The sequence below is a fragment of the Fodinibius sp. genome, assembly GCF_034521915.1.
Lineage (GTDB): Bacteria > Bacteroidota > Rhodothermia > Balneolales > Balneolaceae > Fodinibius.
Map to the genome: position 1 here is coordinate 159023 of NZ_JAXHLU010000013.1, position 20319 is coordinate 179341.

The 20319-nt window shown below is 44.8% G+C and carries 16 protein-coding genes and 3 pseudogenes; 15 read left to right on the forward strand and 4 right to left on the reverse strand.

All coding sequences use genetic code 11. The features are described from left to right. Nucleotides 1-157: 157 nt before the first annotated feature. From mnmG to U5J89_RS09025, 5 genes and pseudogenes are all read left to right on the forward strand, one after another. A complete protein-coding gene (mnmG, locus tag U5J89_RS09005) occupies nucleotides 158-2047 on the forward strand; it encodes a tRNA uridine-5-carboxymethylaminomethyl(34) synthesis enzyme MnmG (RefSeq protein WP_322575285.1) in 1890 nt (629 codons plus the stop codon). A 24-nt stretch (nucleotides 2048-2071) separates the two neighbouring features. Further along, nucleotides 2072-2593, forward strand: coding sequence for a 16S rRNA (guanine(527)-N(7))-methyltransferase RsmG (locus U5J89_RS09010; RefSeq protein WP_322575286.1), 522 nt, complete (start codon nucleotides 2072-2074; stop codon nucleotides 2591-2593). 260 nt (nucleotides 2594-2853) lie between these two features. Next, nucleotides 2854-3396, forward strand: a complete 543-nt coding sequence (locus tag U5J89_RS09015) for a helix-turn-helix transcriptional regulator (protein WP_322575287.1) — start codon at nucleotides 2854-2856, stop codon at nucleotides 3394-3396. Then, complete coding sequence (locus U5J89_RS09020) at nucleotides 3363-3785, forward strand: WYL domain-containing protein (RefSeq protein ID WP_322575337.1); 423 nt, start codon at nucleotides 3363-3365, stop codon at nucleotides 3783-3785. The genes U5J89_RS09015 and U5J89_RS09020 overlap by 34 nt, the downstream gene beginning before the upstream one ends. A 5-nt stretch (nucleotides 3786-3790) precedes the next feature. After that, nucleotides 3791-4746: pseudogene (locus tag U5J89_RS09025) on the forward strand (L-lactate dehydrogenase). A gap of 20 nt (nucleotides 4747-4766) precedes the next feature. Here U5J89_RS09025 and gyrA read toward each other — a convergent pair. Next, nucleotides 4767-7287, reverse strand: a pseudogene (gene gyrA / locus U5J89_RS09035) (DNA gyrase subunit A). A 117-nt stretch (nucleotides 7288-7404) separates the two neighbouring features. Continuing rightward, nucleotides 7405-9338, reverse strand: a pseudogene (gyrB, locus tag U5J89_RS09050) (DNA topoisomerase (ATP-hydrolyzing) subunit B). A 289-nt stretch (nucleotides 9339-9627) separates the two neighbouring features. Here gyrB and rpmB point away from each other — a divergent pair. The 8 genes from rpmB (at nucleotide 9628) to U5J89_RS09090 (ending at nucleotide 14064) form a co-directional block, all read left to right on the forward strand. Continuing rightward, entirely contained in the window at nucleotides 9628-9873 is a 246-nt protein-coding gene (rpmB, locus tag U5J89_RS09055; protein WP_322575293.1) for a 50S ribosomal protein L28, read from the forward strand. A gap of 83 nt (nucleotides 9874-9956) precedes the next feature. Further along, nucleotides 9957-10121 carry a 50S ribosomal protein L33 gene (gene rpmG, locus U5J89_RS09060; RefSeq protein ID WP_322575294.1) on the forward strand — a complete coding sequence of 55 codons (165 nt, stop codon included), beginning with the start codon at nucleotides 9957-9959 and terminating at the stop codon, nucleotides 10119-10121. Nucleotides 10122-10136: 15 nt separating this feature from the next. Then, complete coding sequence (locus U5J89_RS09065) at nucleotides 10137-10307, forward strand: DUF4295 domain-containing protein (RefSeq protein WP_322575295.1); 171 nt, start codon at nucleotides 10137-10139, stop codon at nucleotides 10305-10307. Between the two features lie 112 nt (nucleotides 10308-10419). After that, nucleotides 10420-10875 (forward strand): GatB/YqeY domain-containing protein, encoded by a 456-nt coding sequence (locus U5J89_RS09070; RefSeq protein WP_322575296.1) that lies wholly within the window; start codon nucleotides 10420-10422, stop codon nucleotides 10873-10875. 12 nt (nucleotides 10876-10887) lie between these two features. Beyond that, the gene (locus tag U5J89_RS09075) at nucleotides 10888-11457 is read left to right on the forward strand and encodes a CvpA family protein (protein WP_322575297.1); all 570 of its coding nucleotides are present in this window, start codon (nucleotides 10888-10890) and stop codon (nucleotides 11455-11457) included. A 7-nt stretch (nucleotides 11458-11464) separates the two neighbouring features. After that, nucleotides 11465-12679: a tyrosine--tRNA ligase gene (gene tyrS, locus U5J89_RS09080; RefSeq protein ID WP_322575298.1), complete on the forward strand. Its 1215-nt coding sequence runs from the start codon at nucleotides 11465-11467 to the stop codon at nucleotides 12677-12679. 119 nt (nucleotides 12680-12798) lie between these two features. Next, nucleotides 12799-13533, forward strand: a complete 735-nt coding sequence (locus tag U5J89_RS09085) for an exodeoxyribonuclease III (RefSeq protein WP_322575339.1) — start codon at nucleotides 12799-12801, stop codon at nucleotides 13531-13533. 72 nt (nucleotides 13534-13605) lie between these two features. Continuing rightward, entirely contained in the window at nucleotides 13606-14064 is a 459-nt protein-coding gene (locus U5J89_RS09090; protein WP_322575299.1) for a MarR family transcriptional regulator, read from the forward strand. A gap of 87 nt (nucleotides 14065-14151) precedes the next feature. On the opposite strand, the gene U5J89_RS09095 is transcribed toward U5J89_RS09090, so the two are convergent. Both U5J89_RS09095 and U5J89_RS09100 read right to left on the reverse strand, forming a co-directional pair. Continuing rightward, entirely contained in the window at nucleotides 14152-14472 is a 321-nt protein-coding gene (locus U5J89_RS09095) for an FtsX-like permease family protein (RefSeq protein ID WP_322575300.1), read from the reverse strand. Between the two features lie 158 nt (nucleotides 14473-14630). Next, nucleotides 14631-15290: an ABC transporter permease gene (locus tag U5J89_RS09100; RefSeq protein ID WP_322575301.1), complete on the reverse strand. Its 660-nt coding sequence runs from the start codon at nucleotides 15288-15290 to the stop codon at nucleotides 14631-14633. Nucleotides 15291-15803: 513 nt separating this feature from the next. Here U5J89_RS09100 and U5J89_RS09105 point away from each other — a divergent pair. Then, nucleotides 15804-18827, forward strand: coding sequence for a TonB-dependent receptor (locus U5J89_RS09105; protein ID WP_322575302.1), 3024 nt, complete (start codon nucleotides 15804-15806; stop codon nucleotides 18825-18827). 19 nt (nucleotides 18828-18846) lie between these two features. Next, entirely contained in the window at nucleotides 18847-20244 is a 1398-nt protein-coding gene (locus U5J89_RS09110) for a RagB/SusD family nutrient uptake outer membrane protein (RefSeq protein ID WP_322575303.1), read from the forward strand. Nucleotides 20245-20319: the final 75 nt, after the last annotated feature.

The window sequence follows — 20319 nt, forward strand, 5'->3', positions numbered from 1 at the left end:
AAGCTAAAATTTTTCTGGAAAATTCCTTATTTTCGGTGACTACTCTGGATAACACATGATACATATTCTTAGAAACACTATTTTTGAGACTCCTCAAGCTATCCGGCACTCATTTTATTAGCACTTAAGTGCAATAAAAACAAATACTTAGATCGTAATGAAATCCCTTTACCCCGATTATGATGTCATCGTCGTAGGCGCCGGCCATGCCGGCAGTGAAGCTGCAGGTGCTGCCTCCGGAATTGGCGCAAAAACACTTTTAATCACGATGGACCTCGACTCCATTGCAAAAATGTCCTGCAATCCTGCAATTGGCGGTATTGCCAAAGGACAGCTGGTGCGAGAAATTGATGCGCTTGGTGGACTAATGGGTACGGTTGCTGACAAATCGGGTCTGCAATTTCGAGTATTAAATACCAGCAAGGGCCCAGCCATGTGGAGTCCGCGCTGCCAGAGCGACCGTGCATTATACAGTAAAACAATGCGCCAAGAGCTTGAGAAGAAAGAGAATCTTCACTTTCGGCAAGATAATGTCGTTGATGTATTAACCACTGAGGATGGGAAACGCGCCACCGGCGTCCGCACCAAAACCGGTCAGGAGTTTAAAGCTGATGCCGTTATCCTCACTACCGGTACTTTTGGCAACGGACTCATCCATATTGGGGAAACCAACTTTGGGGGTGGTCGTTCTGGAGAGCGCGCATCCATTGGTATTTCAGCAGCCCTTGAAGATCTTGGATTTGAAGTGGGTCGACTAAAAACCGGAACCCCTCCCCGTATCGATGGACGATCCATTAATTATGAGAAACTAGAGGTACAGTATGGGGATGAAGAACCGCATGCATTTTCGTTCATGACCGACTTCCTGCCCACCCGGGAAGAACAAATGACCTGCTGGATTGGCAACACAAATGAGGAGGTTCACGATATGCTCCGCTCCGGATTTGATCGAAGCCCCATGTTCAATGGCACGATCGACTCTACCGGGCCACGTTATTGCCCCAGTATTGAAGATAAAATTAATCGCTTTTCTGATCAGGACAGCCACCAACTTTTTCTCGAGCCCGAAGGATGGGATACCTACGAAATGTACCTCAACGGATTTTCTACCTCCCTTCCCGAAGATGTACAATACAAAGCATTACGTACTATCCCAGGTTTTGAAGAAGCCATTATGCTGCGCCCGGGCTATGCTATTGAGTACGACTACTTTCCTCCCTATCAAATCCGCCGCAGTATGGAGACTAAAATCACCGACGGGCTTTTCTTTGCCGGACAAATTAACGGAACAACCGGCTACGAAGAAGCCGCATGCCAGGGACTAATGGCCGGCATTAATGCTGCAAGACAATCACAAGGGAAAGATGAATTTATACTAAAGCGATCCGAAGCATATATCGGGGTACTCATTGATGACCTGATCACCAAAGGTACCGAAGAGCCATATCGTATGTTTACTTCTCGTGCAGAACACCGCATCCTGCTTCGCCAAGATAACGCTGATCTCCGCCTTACCGAACTCGGTCATAAGATTGGACTTGCCTCTGATGAACGCTATGAGCAGTACCAAGAAAAGAATAAGTCCATCGATAAAATCCACGATCTCTTTGCCGACTATACCGTTTACCCCGAAAAGATGGATCCTATGCTCGAAGAAAACGGCACCTCAACTCTCAACCAACCCGTTAAGGCAAAGACGTTAATTCCGCGTCCCGAGCTTTCAATATTTAATATTCTTGAAGCCGATCCCGAACTCAAAGAGAAAGCCCTGGACATAACCACCGACGAGCTCGTCTTTGAACAAGTAGAAATTCAGATCAAATATTCCGGCTATATTGAGAAAGAGTTTGAGATGGTTGAGGAAATGAAAAAGCAAGAAGACACCGTCATCCCCGAAGAGCTTAACTACGATAAAATTCAAAGCCTTTCCTCCGAAGGGAAAGAAAAAATGGACAAAGTGCGTCCCGAAACACTTGGTCAGGCCAGCCGAATTAGTGGCGTCACCCCAAGTGATATCTCTGTGCTAATGGTTTATTTAAATAACTAACACTCAACTAAGCCTACGTTTCACGTGGAACATCGAAATATTAAAACACAGAACGTTTCACGTGGAACATTTGATCATGCAGATCAACTCATTGGCAAACACAGAAGCCAACTACAAAACTATCTCGATCAACTTCTCTGGTGGAACAAGCGAGTTAATCTTGTGAGTCGGGATGTTTCACGTGAAACAGTATGGAAGCATATTCAGCATTCATTACTATTATCAGCGTTTAAAAGCTTTGGATCAGCAGAAATAATTGTTGATGCCGGTACCGGAGGCGGGCTTCCGGGCATTCCGCTGGCGATCACCCACCCCGATAAGCACATTATTTTAAACGATCTCGTTACAAAAAAGTGCTTGGCTATAAAGCAAATAGCAAAAAAAATGGGGCTTAACAATATTGGTATTGTTGATGGATCCATCGAGGATTTTAGATACGACGAACCGTTCCTTCTTATTTCTAAGCACGCCTTTAAAATAAATCAGCTTTACAAGATCGACCGCCTCCCTCCCATGGTCGACGATGGTGTTCTACAAAGGAACTGATTTTTTCAATGAGCTCGAAGGACTACCCTCTTCATTTGAGCTTGAAAAGCATGAGTTATCCGAAGGGTCCCAGTTTTTCCAAGGTAAAGCTCTCGTATTCGCTCACCGAAGCTAGCTATCCCCCCCCAATCTGCAATCAAGCTTTTACGGCTTCGCTTAGAACAGTTGGTAAATTAATTTATCTTTGTACCCTTTATACAGAAGCCTAAATCACAATAATTGAATATTTAGTATATCGATGAATAGCTTCTGAGCGCCGCATGAAGCTTATCCTGATGCTTCAGCAAGCCAACCAGCGTATTACGGTAGACAAAATTGCTGAAAATTTTGATATCAGTCGCCGTACCGTATTCCGTGACTTTAATGCTCTTTCAGAAATGAACGTGCCGGTTACTCACGACCGATACAATGGATACGGTATTGTGCGTGGGTATAAAATTCCGCCCCTCATGTTCACCTCTAAAGAGTTAGCCACAGTTATGGTGGGACTCAACTTTGTTAAATCCCAGGTTGATAAAAAGCTTATCGAGGATGCCAAAGGGGTAGAATTAAAAATCAAAGAGGTTGTTCCCGAGGACTTACTGGACTTTATGGAATCCCTGGAAGAGCGAACCGTGGTGGATCCCTATCTAAATTTTGGGGCCGAAAAAATGGAGGGCGGCGACTGGTATGTGATAAGCAACGCAATCTCGGACAATAAATCCATCAAGTTTAATTACCGATCGAAATCGAGAGGAAGAAATCAACCTCCCGAAAAATTGATCCCTACATTCTCGTTTTTTATCGGGATCACTGGAATGTGATCGGGTACTCACACAAAAGAGATGACGAACGCAACTTTTTGCTTGATCGCATGTCAAAAATACAAATTTTGGACGAAGATTTTGTCCCATATGGCAAAATTGACGTAGAAGGCCTAATTTTCCGATCTGACGGGAGTTCGCAAAAAGTAATAGTAGATGTATCTGAATCGACATTGAAACGATTTCAGGCCAATCTGCCGGCTAATATATTAAAGAAAAACAAAATAAAACCTAATTTATTTCGGATAGAGTTTATGTTTGATAATATGGACTTTATCAATAAATGGTTACTTCAATTCCCAAAAGATGTTGAAATCATTTCTCCAGATATTTTAATTGAAAAAAGAAGTGATTTACTACATGAAATGATAGATAAGCAAAATAATTAAATACAATAATGAACAAACAATCTATTGGTATCGTAGGTACCGGCAACGTTGGAGTGGCTGCTGCTTATGCCCTCTTTAATCAGCGACTAGCCAGTGAAATTATTCTGGTAGATAAGGATAAGAAACGTGCCGAAGGTGAGGCCATGGATCTGATGCATGGGCAGTTGCTCGTCGGAAATGTTAATGTAGAATCCGGTGACTATAGCGATCTCTCAGATGCACAGGTTATTGTGATATCGGCCGGTATTAGCCAGGGCTCTTCCAGCGATAGTCGGCTCGACCTTTTAAATAAAAATGTAGAGGTCTTTCGAGAAATTATTGCCGAAATTGATAAGCATGCCCCAGAAGCTATTCTCGTAATCGCCACCAATCCTGTTGATATATTAACATATGTAACCCAGCAAGTTAGCCGTCGATCGGCAGCAAGGCTCATCGGTACCGGTACCCTTTTGGATACAGCACGGTTTCGTTCACTCCTCGGAAAGTACTACGGCGTAGATCCCAAATCGGTACACGCCTATATTCTTGGTGAACACGGGGATTCGGAGGTGCCGATCTGGAGCCAAGCTGCTATTGGCGGCAACCCATTGCAAGGCAACGAGATATTGGGCCAATCGTTTGAGGAATCTAAAATGAATGCCCTGTTTGAGCAGACAATAATGCTGCTTATCACATAATCGACCGGAAAGGATATACCAATACCGCCATTGGTGTTGTCATCACGCGTATAGTTCGCGCCATTCTTGACAATGAAAGTAACGTCTTGCCGGTCAGCGTTAATACTAGGGGCAACTATGGCATCAACAATGTTTGCCTGAGCTTACCCTGCGCTATCGGTATAGGCGGGGTGAAGGGGCATATTATACCTGATATTACAGATACCGAAAAACAGCAGCTGCAGAAGTCGGGCGCGGTACTGCAAGAGCAGATCCAAAAGCTTAATATCAGCCAGGAATCTTAAACTCTCAAAGTTAGCTTAAATTAAAAAAGCCCGGCAGAGTAATTCACTCTGCCGGGCTTCTTCGATATGATCTTATTTGAAGCTAGACCGTTTGCGTCCTCTTCTTCGTTAACAACACGGGTTACCGCACCAATTTTACCATCGGTATCGAGGCGCATAATACGAACCCCCTGGGTATTACGTCCCATGGTTCGAATATCACCGCAATTCATGCGGATAACTTTACCACCTTCAGTAATTACCATCAGATCGTCGATGTCTGAGACTTCTTTCAGTGCAATAAGATCACCGGTTTTCTTGGTTACCTTGAGGGTAATTACCCCTTTGCCACCGCGACTTTGCTCGCGATAATCTTCTACTTTCGAGCGTTTGCCGTAGCCGTTTTCAGAAATCGCAAGTACCGTTGCTTCGTGGGTATTTTTAAGTACAACCATGTCAACGAGTTCATTATCGTCTCCAAGCTGCATACCCTTGACTCCTGAGGTGTTTCGACCCATATCGCGAACTTCATCCTCGTGGAATCGAATTGCGCGACCTTTGCGGTTAGCCAAGATAACATTACTCTTTCCATTGGTCAGTGAGGCTTCGAGCAGTGAATCATCGTCATCGATATTGATTGCAATAATACCGTCGCGACGGGGACGACTGTAAGCTTCCAGCGTCGTCTTTTTAACCTTACCGTTCTTGGTTGACATAATGATGTAATTGTTATTGATATACTCCTCATCGTCCAGTGTCTCTACCGGTACAAATGTCTTAATGGAGTCATCTTTATCAATGTCAATAAGATTGACGATTGCTCGTCCACGAGCGGTTCGAGAGGTTTCGGGAATTTCATACACTTTCAACCAGTAGCACTGCCCCTTCTCAGTAAAGAAGAGAATGTAATTGTGGTTGGTGGCCACAAACAGATGTTCAACATATTCGTCATCTTTGGTATTTGTGCCTTTCATTCCCTTACCGCCCCGTTTTTGTCGGCGATAACCACTGACGGGCATTCGCTTAATAAAGCCTTTATTGGAGATCGTAATCACCACATCTTCATCGGCGATCATGTCCTCAACGCTGAAGTCATCAGCTGAGTGTACAATCTGCGTACGACGAGAATCACCGTAACGGCTCTTAATCTCTAGCAGCTCGTCTTTGATAATTTCTTTCTGTCGATCACGATTCCAAAGGATCTCTCGGAATTCAGCAATTTTTTCAGCAATATCGTTGTATTCGAGCTCAATCTTATCGCGCTCGAGTCCGGTAAGTTTCTGCAGACGCATATCCAGAATAGCTTTTGCCTGGAGATCGGTAAGCGCAAACTGCCTGCGAAGCGCCTTGTTGGCTTCGTCCGGACTGTTGGATGCGCGAATCGTTTTAATAACTTCATCGAGATCATCAAGAGCAATCTTAAGTCCCTCGAGAATATGAGCACGCGCTTCGGCCTGATCCAGATCGTAAAGCGTACGGCGAATTATCACCTCAACGCGGTGCTCAACATAGTGATAGATAAGCTCCTTCAGTGGCATCACCTTGGGTCGGCCTTTAACCAGCGCCAAGCTAATCACACCAAAAGTGGTCTGCATCTGCGTATATTTGTACAGCTGATTAAGCACAATGCCGGTATTGGCATTCTGCTTACACACAACTACAATACGCATCCCATCACGGTCCGACTCATCGCGGATCTCGGAAATATCCTCAATCTTCTCGTTTTGCGTGAGTCGCGCAATTTTTTTCACCAGCGTTGTTTTGTTTACCTGATACGGAATCTCGGTAATCACAATCTGCTCGCGACTACGACGAAGTTCCTCCGTAGTGCACCGTGCACGCAGCGTAATTTTACCGCGTCCCGTTTCGTAGGCTTTCTTTACGCCATCATAACCATAAATAATACCGCCGGTCGGGAAGTCCGGAGCCGGGATGTGTTCCATCAGCTCTTCGGTTTCAATATCCGGATTTTCCAGATAGGCGACAATGCCGTCGATCGTCTCATCAAGGTTGTGGGGGGCCATATTGGTGGCCATTCCCACCGCAATACCGGAAGCGCCATTCAGCAGCAAGTTGGGAAGCATCCCCGGCAGAACCGTTGGCTCTTGCAGGGTGTCATCAAAGTTAGTTTGGAAATCAACGGTCTCTTTGTTGATGTCGGTCAAGCATCTCTTCGGCAATGCGTTCCATACGAGTTTCCGTATAACGCATAGCAGCAGCTGAGTCGCCGTCGATGGAGCCGAAGTTTCCTTGCCCATCTACCAGCGGATAACGCAAAGAAAAGTCCTGTACCATTCGAACGATAGAATCATATACCGCTGAGTCGCCATGCGGGTGATACTTACCCAGCACCTCACCGACAATACGGGCGCTCTTCTTATAATTTCTGTTATGAAGCATCCCCAGCTCACTCATGCCGTACAGAATACGTCGGTGAACTGGCTTTAGACCATCCCGAACATCGGGCAGGGCACGAGATACAATCACCGACATCGAATAATCGATATAGGCCGACTGCATCTCATCTTCTATCGCTACAGGTACAATTTTATCTTTAGCCATGAATAAATCAGTACAGTGTTAAAGTTAATTGCATTTATCGATCATAAAAGTGGTCCAGTTGAAGTGCATTACCTTACACTCATTCTTAGCACTCCCAACGGTCCACTAGGTGGATCCTTAAATATCAAGCGTTGCGTACTTGGCGTTGCGCTCGATGAATTCGCGACGGGGCTGCACATCAGAGCCCATTAGTCTTGAGAACAGCTTGTCGGCCGCAGCTGCATTATCAACCGTTACACGCTGCAAGGTTCTTGTTTCGGGATCCATGGTAGTCTCCCAAAGCTGTTCCGGATTCATCTCTCCAAGTCCCTTATAGCGCGATACATCAAACTTGTACCGCGATTCTTTATGCTCTTTAATTAGCTTATCGCGGGTTTCGTCATCCCAGGCATAATCAATTTTATCTTGGCTGTTGGTGACGCGATAGAGCGGCGGCGTAGCAATATAAATATGGCCACCTTCAATAAGAGGCTTCATATATCGGTAAAAGAAACGTCAAGCAGCAAGGTGCGAATGTGAGATCCATCCACATCAGCATCCGTCATAATAATAATTTTGTGATAGCGGAGCTGCTCAAGATCAAAGTCTTCCTCTGAGTGGCCTACCCCGGCACCAAGTGCCGTAATCATCGCCTGAATTTCGTTGTTTTCCAGTATGCGATTGATCTTCGCTTTCTCAGTATTAAGGATCTTACCGCGCAGCGGCAGAATGGCCTGGAAGCTACGGTTTCGTCCCATCTTGGCAGATCCACCGGCCGAGTCACCCTCTACCAGATAAATTTCGCTCTGCTTGGGATCCTTAATCGAACAATCCGCCAGTTTACCGGGCAGTCCCCCTCCACTCATCGCACTCTTGCGCTGGATGAGTTTCCGTGCTTTTTTAGCAGCCTGTCGTGCTTCGGCCGCCAAAATCACTTTCTCAAGAATTCGTTTCGCTGCCTTAGGGTTACGCTCCAGGAATTCGTTCATCTGTTCATATACAATCACCTCAACAGCACTTTGCACTTCAGAGTTACCAAGCTTGGTCTTGGTTTGACCTTCGAACTGCGGCTCCGGAACCTTCACGCTGAGAACGGCGGTCATACCTTCGCGAAAATCACTTCCCGATACTTTAATGTCGCCCTTAATCAGGTTGTTATCCTTGGCATATTTTTTCAGTGAACGAGTGAGCGCCCGTCGAAATCCGGAGATATGCGTTCCACCTTCACGCGTATTAATATTATTAACGTATGAATGCACGTTCTGCGAGTAGCTGCCATTATATTGAATGGCAAGCTCAACCGGCACCATATCCACTTCTCCCTCAATTAGGATGGGCTCCTCCATCATGGGCTCGCGGTCTTCATCGAGATACTGAACAAAATCCTTGACGCCGCCCTCATAATGGAAGCTATCCTGCAAATCATCCTCATCTTCGCGATCATCACGGAGATTAATCGTAATTTGTGGATTCAAAAATGCCAGCTCGCGCATGCGATCGGCAATAATATCGTACTTAAATTCGGTGGTTTGGTTAAATATCTCAGCATCAGGTGTAAAGGTAATAGTCGTCCCGGTCTTGTCGGTTTCGCCTTTCACCTTGAGCGGCTGTACGGTCTTCCCGTACTCAAATTCCATTACATAAATTTTACCGTCACGATGGATCTCACAATAAAAATGAGAAGAGAGGGCATTTACACAACTAACGCCTACCCCGTGCAAGCCACCCGAAACCTTGTAGGTATTTTTATCAAACTTACCACCGGCGTGCAACTTGGTAAGGACAACCTCAACAGCGGGTAATTTAATTTTAGGATGCTCATCAACCGGAATGCCGCGACCGTTGTCGGTAATAGTAATAGATCCGTCTTCATTAATTATAACATCCAGTTGGTCGCAGTGGCCTTCCATGGCCTCGTCAATGGAGTTATCAATAACTTCATTTATCAGGTGGTGAAGTCCGCGCTGACCGGTATCTCCGATATACATGGCCGGGCGTTTTCGAACGGCCTCTAAACCTTCGAGAACCTGAATATTTTCCGCCTTGTAATCTGATCCTTTCTTTTTCTCCATAAATATAGGTATGAGTGGGGTTTATAATAACAATGAAGACGCCTGAAAATAGGGCATAAATACGCAAAATCAAAGTAAGCGATGGGCTTTATTGGCGAAAGCCGAGTTGGGCGCGCAGATCAAGTCTAACAAGTATAAAAGCATCCCAGACAATCACTACTTTATGTTCTCCCGAGAACCGCCCCAATATGTTAAAAAATTAGGTCTAAAAGAAACATTGATATTTTTAGGGATTAAGCCTATTTTTTCGGTCTATCTGAGAAATTGCAAACAATGCTTATTACGAGTTATGGCACGTAAAGATGATATTACTGGAAAGGGAGCTCAAAATGGTTATCGCTCCTCAAATGCTAACAACAAAACGAAGCATAAGTTTCAGCAGAACCTGCAGACAAAAAAGTTCTACGTTCCCGAGGAAGATAAGTGGGTTAAACTAAAAGTCTCTGCCAAGACGCTTCGTACGATCAACAAAAAAGGCATCCATGCTGTACTGAAGGAAGCGCGCAAAAAGGGAACACTTATCAAAGACGTTTAATCGTTATCGGTTAACTGTTATACGTTATTGGTCATTGCCTTTGACAATAACAATTAACAACTAACCCAGAAACAACAAACATTATGGCAAAAGGAAACAGAGTACAAGTTATTTTAGAATGCACGGAAGCCCCTGGCACTTCGCGGTATCATACGACAAAAAATCGTCGTAATACGCCCGATCGACTTGAGATTAAAAAGTACAACCCGGTGCTTCGTAAGCATACCGTTCACAAAGAAATTAAATAGTAACACTGTATAGTTATGGCGAAGAAGAAAACATTTGGAACTGAAGGACAGGAACAACAGGCTGGCGACGGCCGCATGGCAAAGGTGATTGTGGCTCACAAAACGCCCGATAACAATTATGCTTACAAAGAAGCCGTTATCCAGGAAGATAAGGTGCAAGACTTTATTCAAGAAAATAAAGACTAGTTCGATCAATCTTTATTTGCCGGAAAAGGTTGCATTCGTATAAGCGGATGGAACCTTTTTTTATGAGCTCTTAACAGCTCCCGGATTCCCCTTAATTTTTAGCTAACAGCCTATGTCTATCAAAGACCAAATCATGGCAGACTTAAAACAGGCCATGAAGAACAAAGAGAAGGATAAGCTGCGTGTGTTGCGCTCATTAAAGTCGAAGCTGCTGGAACGCGAAATCAGCGAGCGTAAAGAGGGCGAAGCCTCACTTTCTGATGAACAAGCCATTGAAGTACTGATGAAAGCGGCCAAGCAGCGCAACGAATCCATTGAGCAATTTGAAAAAGGCGACCGCAATGACCTGGCCGACTCCGAAAAAGCGGAGCTGGAAGTTATTGAGTCGTACCTGCCCGAAATGCTTTCCGAGGATGAGGTACGCGATATTGCCCGTGAAAAAATTGAAGAGCTCGGAGCTGAAGACATGTCGGATATGGGGCAAGTCATGGGCGTCCTGATGCAAGAACTGAAAGGTAAAGCTGAAGGGTCAATCGTCAGCAAGGTCGTCAAAGACGAACTCTCCTGATTATTTTGCCCTATGAATATCCTGGACTTCCTGATATTTCTGCCCATCGCATATTTTTGCTATCGCGGTTTTTCTAATGGGCTCATCAAGGAAGTGCTGAGTATTGTAGGAATTGTGCTGGCCGTGTTTTTAACCTTCCAGTATATGGAACCTGTTGGCCAGTTGATAAGCCCCCTTTTCGAGGAAAAAGCTTCTGTTATTCCTTTCGCCTCCGGGTTGATTATTTTTCTAACAACACTGGCCGCCGTACACCTGGTGGCTTACCTGAGCAAAAAGTTTCTTGAGGCTGTCAAGCTCAACATTGTTAATCGACTGGCCGGTGCCGCCTTTGGATTTCTGAAAAGCGGCATTGTAATTAGTGCTGTTTTATTAATCCTGGCCGGGTTCAGCATCCCTTCGCAGCAGGCGCGACAAGATTCAGCCACCTACTCGTACGTAGTGCATCTGGCCCCTTGGGCATACGATACTGTGGCCAGCGTTTATCCCGGCGCCGAAGATTTTAAATCAACGGTCGAAAAGACTCTCGACCAGTACAACCCAATCGAAAGTTTTCCCATTCTAGAAAAGAACCGTAACTCTTAGCATTATCATGACGTTTCCACCTGTTGAAGAACAACTCGAAGTTATTAAACGCGGTACCGCTGAAATTGTACCCGAGGATGAGCTTGTCGAAAAGCTCAAAAATTCCAAAGAAAAAAATAAACCACTTAAAATTAAGCTGGGCTGCGACCCCACCCGTCCCGACCTGCACCTGGGACACTCGGTGATCCTACGTAAATTACGGCAATTTCAGGATCTAGGTCACGAAGCCATCCTAATTATTGGAGATTTTACAGCGCTCATCGGCGATCCTACCGGCAAAAGTGAAACGCGTCCCGCACTGTCGAGCGAAGAAATCGAAGAAAATGCAAAAACCTATCTCGATCAGGCCACAAAAATTCTGGACGAGGACAAAACCTCTATTGTCTATAACTCAGAGTGGTTGGGCAAAATGAACTTTGAGGATGTCATCAAGCTGACCTCGAAATTAACGGTTGCCCGAATGATTGAGCGCGATGACTTTTCGAAACGCTACGATAATAACGAACCTATCTCGCTGCACGAATTCTTATATCCGCTGGCACAGGGCCAAGACTCGGTACATCTTCAGTCGGATGTTGAACTCGGCGGCACCGATCAGAAATTTAACCTTCTGGTGGGACGAGAACTCCAAAAAGATGACGAACAGGAGCCGCAAATTGCGCTGATGATGCCACTACTAGTAGGTACCGACGGCACCAAAAAGATGTCAAAATCCTACGATAATTATATTGGTATTACCGAGGATGCCAACGATATGTACGGCAAGGTGCTCTCGATCCCCGATGATCTGATCTACTCCTGGTTTGAGCTGATCTCGGACGTTGATGTGGATGAGCTGCCAAAGTACAAGAAGAAAATTGCGGAAGATCCCCGTAATACAAAGCACGAGCTGGCCCTCAGCATAACCCGCATTTACCACGGTCAAGAAAAAGCCGAAGCGGCCCGCAAACACTTCGAAAAAACAGTGGTTGGCGATCAAATTCCCGACGATGCCCCTACCATGGAATACGATGCCGGAACCGAAGTTCGTCTGCTCGATATCGTATCAGATGCCGGTTTCACCGACAGCAACGGCCAAACCAAGCGCCTGATCCAACAGGGCGGCATCTCTATCGACGATGAAAAAGTATCCGACAAAGGCTACAGCGTGACGTTTAAGGGCGATACCGAATTTACCCTTAAAGTTGGTAAACGGAACTATGCAATTGTAAAAAGTAAGTAATGCGTATTCAGTGATGAGTAATAGTAACTTGTCACTCACCACTTTTCAATCATCTTTCTGCGACTAAAACTAAAGATTTACCATCGTGCTTAAGATCTCATCCCTCAAACCTCAATGGTATCCGCGCGGCGCACCGTCACGGCTTTTTAGACTGGGTTGATCAGAGTGATCCCGATATTATTTGTCTGCAGGAACTCCGTGCTATGGAACACCAAGTGCCAAATCCTATCAAAAACCTTGACTACCACGACGTGTATCATACCGCCGAAAAGAAAGGCTATTCCGGGGTCGGCATTATGTCGAAAGAAGAGCCAATCAACGTGGAAAAAGGAATTGGCGTGGACTGGATTGACAGCGAGGGACGTGTAATCAAGGCGGAATTTGAGGATCTTACTGTCTTTTCAATCTACGCCCCCAGCGGTACGACCGGCGATGAGCGGCAGGATCTGAAGATGGAGTTTCTCGACTACTTTCTGCCCTATGCGCAGAAATACCTCAGCAGCGCCAAACCCGTTGTCTTCTGTGGAGATTACAATATCTGCCACAAAGCCATCGACATTCATAATCCAAAGCGGAATAAAAATACCTCCGGCTTTTTACCCGAAGAACGCGAATGGGTTACGCGTCTGCTCCAGACGGGTTTTGAAGATGTCTATCGTCGACTCCACGAAGACGAAGAGGATCTGTACAGCTGGTGGAGCTATCGCGCGGCATCCAAGGAGCGCAACAAGGGATGGCGCATCGATTACCAGATGACAAGTCCCGATCTGCTGGAAGCAGCCACCGAAGCCGAAATTGAGATGGAATGGGATCTCTCAGATCACGCCCCAGTGACGGTGACCTACAAACACTGATAGCTTTCCCTGCTGCAAAATTATATATTGCTCCTCCATTATAATTTAATATTCAAAACAGACCTCAGCACAATGGGTACCCACTTTGATGGCGACGAGAAAGAGAAGCAGGTGTTAAATACATTCATCAAACTAATGCGCGCAACCGAGTCGCTCACCAATCGTCTGAATAAACACCACGCGGACGCTAACCTTACAGTTAGTCAATTTGGAGTAATGGAGGCTCTGCATCACCTGGGCCCGTTAAACCAAAAAGCATTGGGCGAAAAGCTTCTCAAAAGTGGGGGAAACATTACCTTGGTGATCGACAATCTCGAAAAAAGCGGGTGGGTAAAACGCCAGCAGGATCCCGAAGACCGACGATCGATGCTCATTCACCTGACGCCCGAGGGAAAGAATTTTATCGCTAATTACTTTCCAAAACATCTTCAACGTATCAAAGAAGAATTTGAGGTCCTATCTGAGACTGAACTAAACCAACTTGCTTCTATATGCAAGAAATTGGGATTACAAAAGGAACACAATAATTAACTCTTCGGTTAGTTAATATAGCTCTAGTATAGAGACACATCCCAAATGTGACTCCATATATCCCAACATGGGAATGGGTTTGAACGCTCATTCCCTTTTAGTCGTATCGAATAGCATCCAGCTGGTATCTACGTTGGCTGCACGCCGCGCCGGGTACCAACTTGCCAACAGGCAGAGCAACAGGCTCCCCACCAGCACAATGCTAATATCCATCCAGTTTATGCTCACGGGATAGGCGTCGATAATAAAGGCCGATGAGAGCTTGATAAGTCCGTACTGCTGCTGCAGCCAGCTCAGCAGTAGTCCCAGCCCTCCTCCTATTACGCAACCGATAATACCGATATAGAGCCCCTGCCGAACAAAATATTTTTGACGTCTGAGGGGTAAAACCCATAGTAAGAAGTACACCTATATCGCGTTTCTTTTGTATCACGATCATGGTAAGAGAGCCAATAATATTAAGTACGGCCACCAGCACGATAATCATCAGGATAACGTAGGAACTCCATTTTTCGAGGTACATGACATCGTAGAGGGGCTTTTTCAAGTCGTACCAGGTAGAGAGTTTAAAATCGGATCCAAGAGTGGCTTGCAGCGATCTGTTTAACCTCCTCGGCCTGGTTGGTATTTTGCAGGCGAAGATCGATGCCGGAGACCATATTGCGCATCTCAAAGAGCCGCTGAGCCGCTTCTTTGTCGATATAGACAGCGGGGCCGTCGGTGATTTGCAGGCGCGAATAAAAGCCGCGCACCTCAAAACGGTAGCTCCGCGGCAGTGAAAAGCTGAGTGAGTGATTTACGCATACCGTCGGCGCTGAGCAGTACCACCTGGTCTCCGATTTCGATTCCAGCTCGTTTTGCAGCTGCTGATTAACAAGCATGCCGGGCTTTTTGTTTTGCACGGAAAGGTTTACCGTGCCGGATTCCAAACTCTCCTGCAAGTTATTGACCTTGAAATATTCTTCGGCGCTGATGCCACGGACGTCCACTACTTTATCGGAGTTACTTTGCTGAGCCAGCAGGGCTTTACCCTCGACATAGGACGCCGCGGCCCTGAGTTCAGGGATTGCCGAAAGTTTTTGCTGCATATCACCGTTATAAAGCAACGTATTACCGGCTACCGATTCTATACGGATATCGGGATCATTCTGGAGGAGAAAGCCTTGTATTACATCAAAAAAACCATTGAACACCGAAAGCACGACAATGAAGTAGTGCCGTACCAATGGTGACGCCCAAAATGCTGATGATGGTGAGCGTGGAGATCAGCGACACATGTTTTTTTGAAAAGAGGTAGCGCCTGGCTATAAATCCGGTTGTTTTCATAAATCCTAAAATAGGAAATATGACCTTACTATTTTAGCTAACTTTTTAAAAACACCATTTGCTGAGATAGGAGAATATGGAGCTTTTTGGGGCATAATACGACGGCTAAAACTGTGCCCTTACGTTTACTTTTCTATTCTTTAAAAACAAATAGGTATTTATCAACCTTCATTACAGGCCGAGCCCGTGTACTTCTAAAAGAATTGTGTAATTTTTTGTAAAAAAGGGGATTAAATATTTTTAATGCTTGATCTCGATTGATATTGCTCTGCCAAAAAATTAGGCTTGTCGAAACGGGATGTGATTTTAACTAGTTGCTCTTTCAACAAACGGCTTAACTACTCTTTCAACGAAATATCCTTCCCCGAAGTGCAATAAATACAACGCTACCAATCACTCTAACTTATAATATAATGGACAAACACATCTTTACCCTATGCAGTGGTATACCTACCAAACAGGAAAACAGAACTACAGATAGTAACAACGGTTGGACTATTATCTGTTTCACCTTTTTAATATTTATCCTATCTGCCTCAATATCTATCGCGCAAGTTACCGTTACCGGAACAGTCACCTCCGCTAACAACGGCAGAACCCTACCAGGAGTTAATGTTCTAGAGAAGGGTACATCTAATGGAGCTAGCACTGATAAAAATGGGGAATATGAATTAGAGGTTACCGGACCTAATGCTGTGTTAGTTTTCAGCTATATTGGCTATTTATCGAAAGAAGTACCCGTTAGAAACCGGCAAACTATTAATGTAAAACTTAAGGAGGATGTCGAAAAACTTAAGGAAGTTGTTGTTATTGGATATGGAGAGCAAACACGTGAAACCCTAACCAGTTCAGTATCCTCCGTAAGTTCTGCAGACATTCAAAATACACCTTCGGCCGGGGCCGATCAGCTTATTCAAGGACAGGCCGCAGGAGTTCAGGTGAGTTCTAATTCCGGTATGCCCGGAGGTGGAATATCCATTAATATTCGCGGCACAAACTCAATTTCTGGAGGCAGTGACCCTCTATACGTTGTTGATGGTGTTCCAATTGAAACAGGGAACTTTGGACTTGGCACGGGGGGAGCTCAAACAAGCGCCATTGCCGACCTTGACCCATCCAATATTGAATCTATAGAAGTCCTAAAAGATGCTTCAGCTACAGCCATTTATGGAGCTCGTGCTTCAAACGGAGTGGTATTAATAACGACTAAACGAGGGAGTAATAGTGAACCCATTATCCAGTTCAGTACCTATTATGGTATTAATGAGGCTGTAAATACTCCCGATCTCGTGAGCGGCTCCAACTTTGAAATGTTAATGAATGAAGCAGCCCGGAATAACGGGGAACCTATTCCCTACAGCAATCCAGATAATGCAATCAATACAAACTGGGCTGATAAAGTCTTTCGTACAGGTGCCGTTAGAAGTCATGATTTAACATTTAGTGGCGGTAACGAATTCATGAAATACTCCATATCGGGTTCAAATTTCACACAGGATGGGGTAATCCGACCTACCAATTTCAAGCGAAATAATGCGCGCGTTAATCTGGACTTACAAGCAACTGATAACCTTTCCTTCGGCACTAGCATCACTTATTCAAACTCGAGCCGGAATAGGGTGCGTAATAATGATAACATTACGGGCGTACTTGGCGGGGTATACTTTTATCCTACTAACCTACCAGTGTATCAGCAGGATAATTCATATACTAAATTTAGCATTTTTGAAAATCCTGTTGCTGCAGTAGAAGAAGTAGACTTTGATATGAGCGTAAACCGGCTTATTGGAAATGTGTTTGGAGAATATGAGTTTACACCCGGACTTACCTTCCGCACCAGTTGGAGTTATGATTACAACCAAGTAAGTGAGGAACGATATAACAACACATTTACCAATGAAGGATCTGCTGTTAACGGCAGTGCATTGGCCACAACTGCGCTGAGTAACAACTGGACCGTAGAGAATACGTTAAATTACCTATTTAATGTTGATAGCCATAATTTTAGCGTATTACTGGGTACCAGTATTCAAGAGTCGACATTTGAACGTACTACCGCAAGTGGCCAACAGTTCCCCAGTAACGACTTTCGCCGTATTGAAGACGCCGCTGTGCAAACGTCTTCTTCAACCGGCACTAGTTCAGGAATAGCCTCTTTCTTTGGGCGGCTAAAGTACGATTACGATGGCAAGTATTTGTTGACCGCAAACGTGCGTCGTGATGGTTCTTCACGTTTTGGGGAACGAAACCAGTGGGGTACGTTCCCATCTGTAGCCTTGGGTTGGGTCGCTTCCGAGGAATCTTTTTTCAATATTGACTGGATGAGCAACCTAAAGTTACGTGCCAGCTATGGTGTTACCGGTAACCAAAGCGGTATTGATAACTTTCAGGCACTGGGATTATGGGGCGGAGAAAGCTATACCGAAAACCCCGGTACCAGCCCTCAGCAACTGGCAAACCCTAATTTAAAGTGGGAAACAACCAATCAACTTGATCTTGGCATCGATATTGGCCTTTTCGATGACCGGTTGAGTATTGTGTATGACTATTACTATAAAAAAACTGATAACCTTCTATTGGCTGTTCCAGTGCCCATGTCAACCGGTTTTGAAGAACTCGTACAGAATTATGGCGAAATTGAAAATGAGGGCATGGAGCTAAGTATAAGCGGTGATATTATTAGTCGAGAAGAGTTAAAATGGAATTTAAACTTCAATATATCGGGCAACCGCAATAAAATTCTTGAACTCGCATCCCCATTTAATGTGTATAACCGTGATATCTACCGGTATCAAGAGGGATATCCGATGTATTCATTCTACTTACACAAACAGCTTGGTGTAAACCCTGAAACAGGAGAACCTATCTTTGAGGATGTCGATAACAACGGCACATTTAATCCCAATGTAGATCGTAAAATTGTAGGTAATGCCAACCCGGACTTTTTCGGTGGGATTACCAACCGGTTTAACTACAAGAATGTAGACCTCTCGGTATTCTTCCAATATAGCTATGGGGGTGACCAGCTTAACTGGAACCGTTTCTTTCAGGAACATGGAGGTACTCGTAACACAGGCTTTTTGAGTTCCCAGCTTGATCGCTGGCAAGAGCCCGGCGACCAAACAATGGTACCTAAGATGACGAGTGATAACTACGCTAGTAACTTGCGTCCTTCCCGTTTCCTAGAAGACGGATCATACATGCGGCTTAAAAAGTTAACTGTTGGCTATTCACTGCCCAATCAGTTTTTAGGAGAGTTGGGCATCTCAAGTCTACGTTTTTATGTCACCGGCCAAAATCTGCTGACATTTACCAATTACAGTGGATTAGATCCTGAAGTAACAGCTACTGCTACTTCATCTCTTACCAAAGGGATTGAGTTTTATACCCAGCCTCAGGCACGTTCTGTAATTGGCGGCTTCGACATCAAATTTTAAAACGACAAACTATTACGTTATGAAATATTTACAATTTTATTTATTAGGCATATTGATTGTTGCTTCAGGTTGCGACGTACTCAACCAAGATCCGCAAACTGCTATCGCAGAAGAAGATGCCATCAGAAACGAAAAAAGTGCAGAAGCGGCTCTTAATGGCCTCTATGGGCAACTACAATCCGGTGATTATTACGGGGACAACATTCTAATTATCAGCGATATTGCTTCGGATATTTCTCAAAGTGTAGGTACCTGGGACTTTTACCGAGAAATAGATACGTACAATACCGTTCCCGGAAATCTCGAAAACCGAAACTTATGGTCCGAAGCCTACGCTACGGTCAATCATGCCAATAACATCATTAGCCAGGTTCCTGAACTAGAAAATGTCCCTCAAGAATCGAAGGATCAGATTATTGGGGAGGCCTACTTTATTCGTGCCTTGGCTTACTTTGATCTTACCCGTACCTACGGCGGTGTTTCGGGTGTAGCAGGTACAATGGGAGTGCCTATTGTAACAGAACCCTCGCGAGCAATTGGAGAAAACAGTTACCCCTCTCGTTCCTCTATCGAGGAGTCTTATACACAAGTAGAGAACGACCTCAAGGAAGCTGAGTCCAGACTTTCTGGTTTTTCAAATCCCAATTGGGCTTCCGAAGCAGCAGCAAAAGCCTTACGGTCCCGATTATATCTTTATACAAAAGATTATGGTTTGGCAGAACAGTATGCAACAGATGTTATTGATAATTACAATTTTAGCTTAGTAGAAGACTTTCAGGATATCTTCTATAGCGAAAATACATCAGAAGCTATTTTTGAGCTTGCCTTTAACACTACAGATCCAAGCAGTATCCGTAGTTGGTACTTCCCTTCCAGTCGTGGCGGTAGAGGTGACATTGCATTGCATACCGATTTTGTAGAAAAGGTTAAGTCACGCCCTCAAGATGAGCGAGGTGATTTAATCGGTTTTGATGCCAATATTGGGGTTTATTATCCAAGCAAATATCAGAAAACAGGTGCTGACGACAATATTCAGATTCTGCGGCTGGCTGAAATGTACTTAAACCGTGCTGAAGCCCGCGTTCGTAAACAACCTGTAGATCTTTCTGGCGCCCTAGCTGATCTTAATGAGATACGAAACCGGGCCGGCTTGCAAGATACCGCTGGTACGGGGGTTGATACAGCACAGGAAATCCTTCGAGCTATAGAACTGGAACGAGGCATCGAATTTTTTGAAGAAGGCCATCGCTGGTACAATTTGGTACGTACTGGCAGAGCTCAGGATGTACTTAGCAATATTGATCGCGAAAACAGCGAACCGGTCTCCCTTGATAACGCTGGTCGATTGGTCTTTCCAATCCCTTCCCGCGACATTGATGCCAATGAAAATCTGCAACAAAATGAGGCATATCGATAGCATATAATCATCGACAGCTCTTTACATTTTTTATCCAAAAATAGTGCTGCAATTTAAATACGTTGTTCATGTACG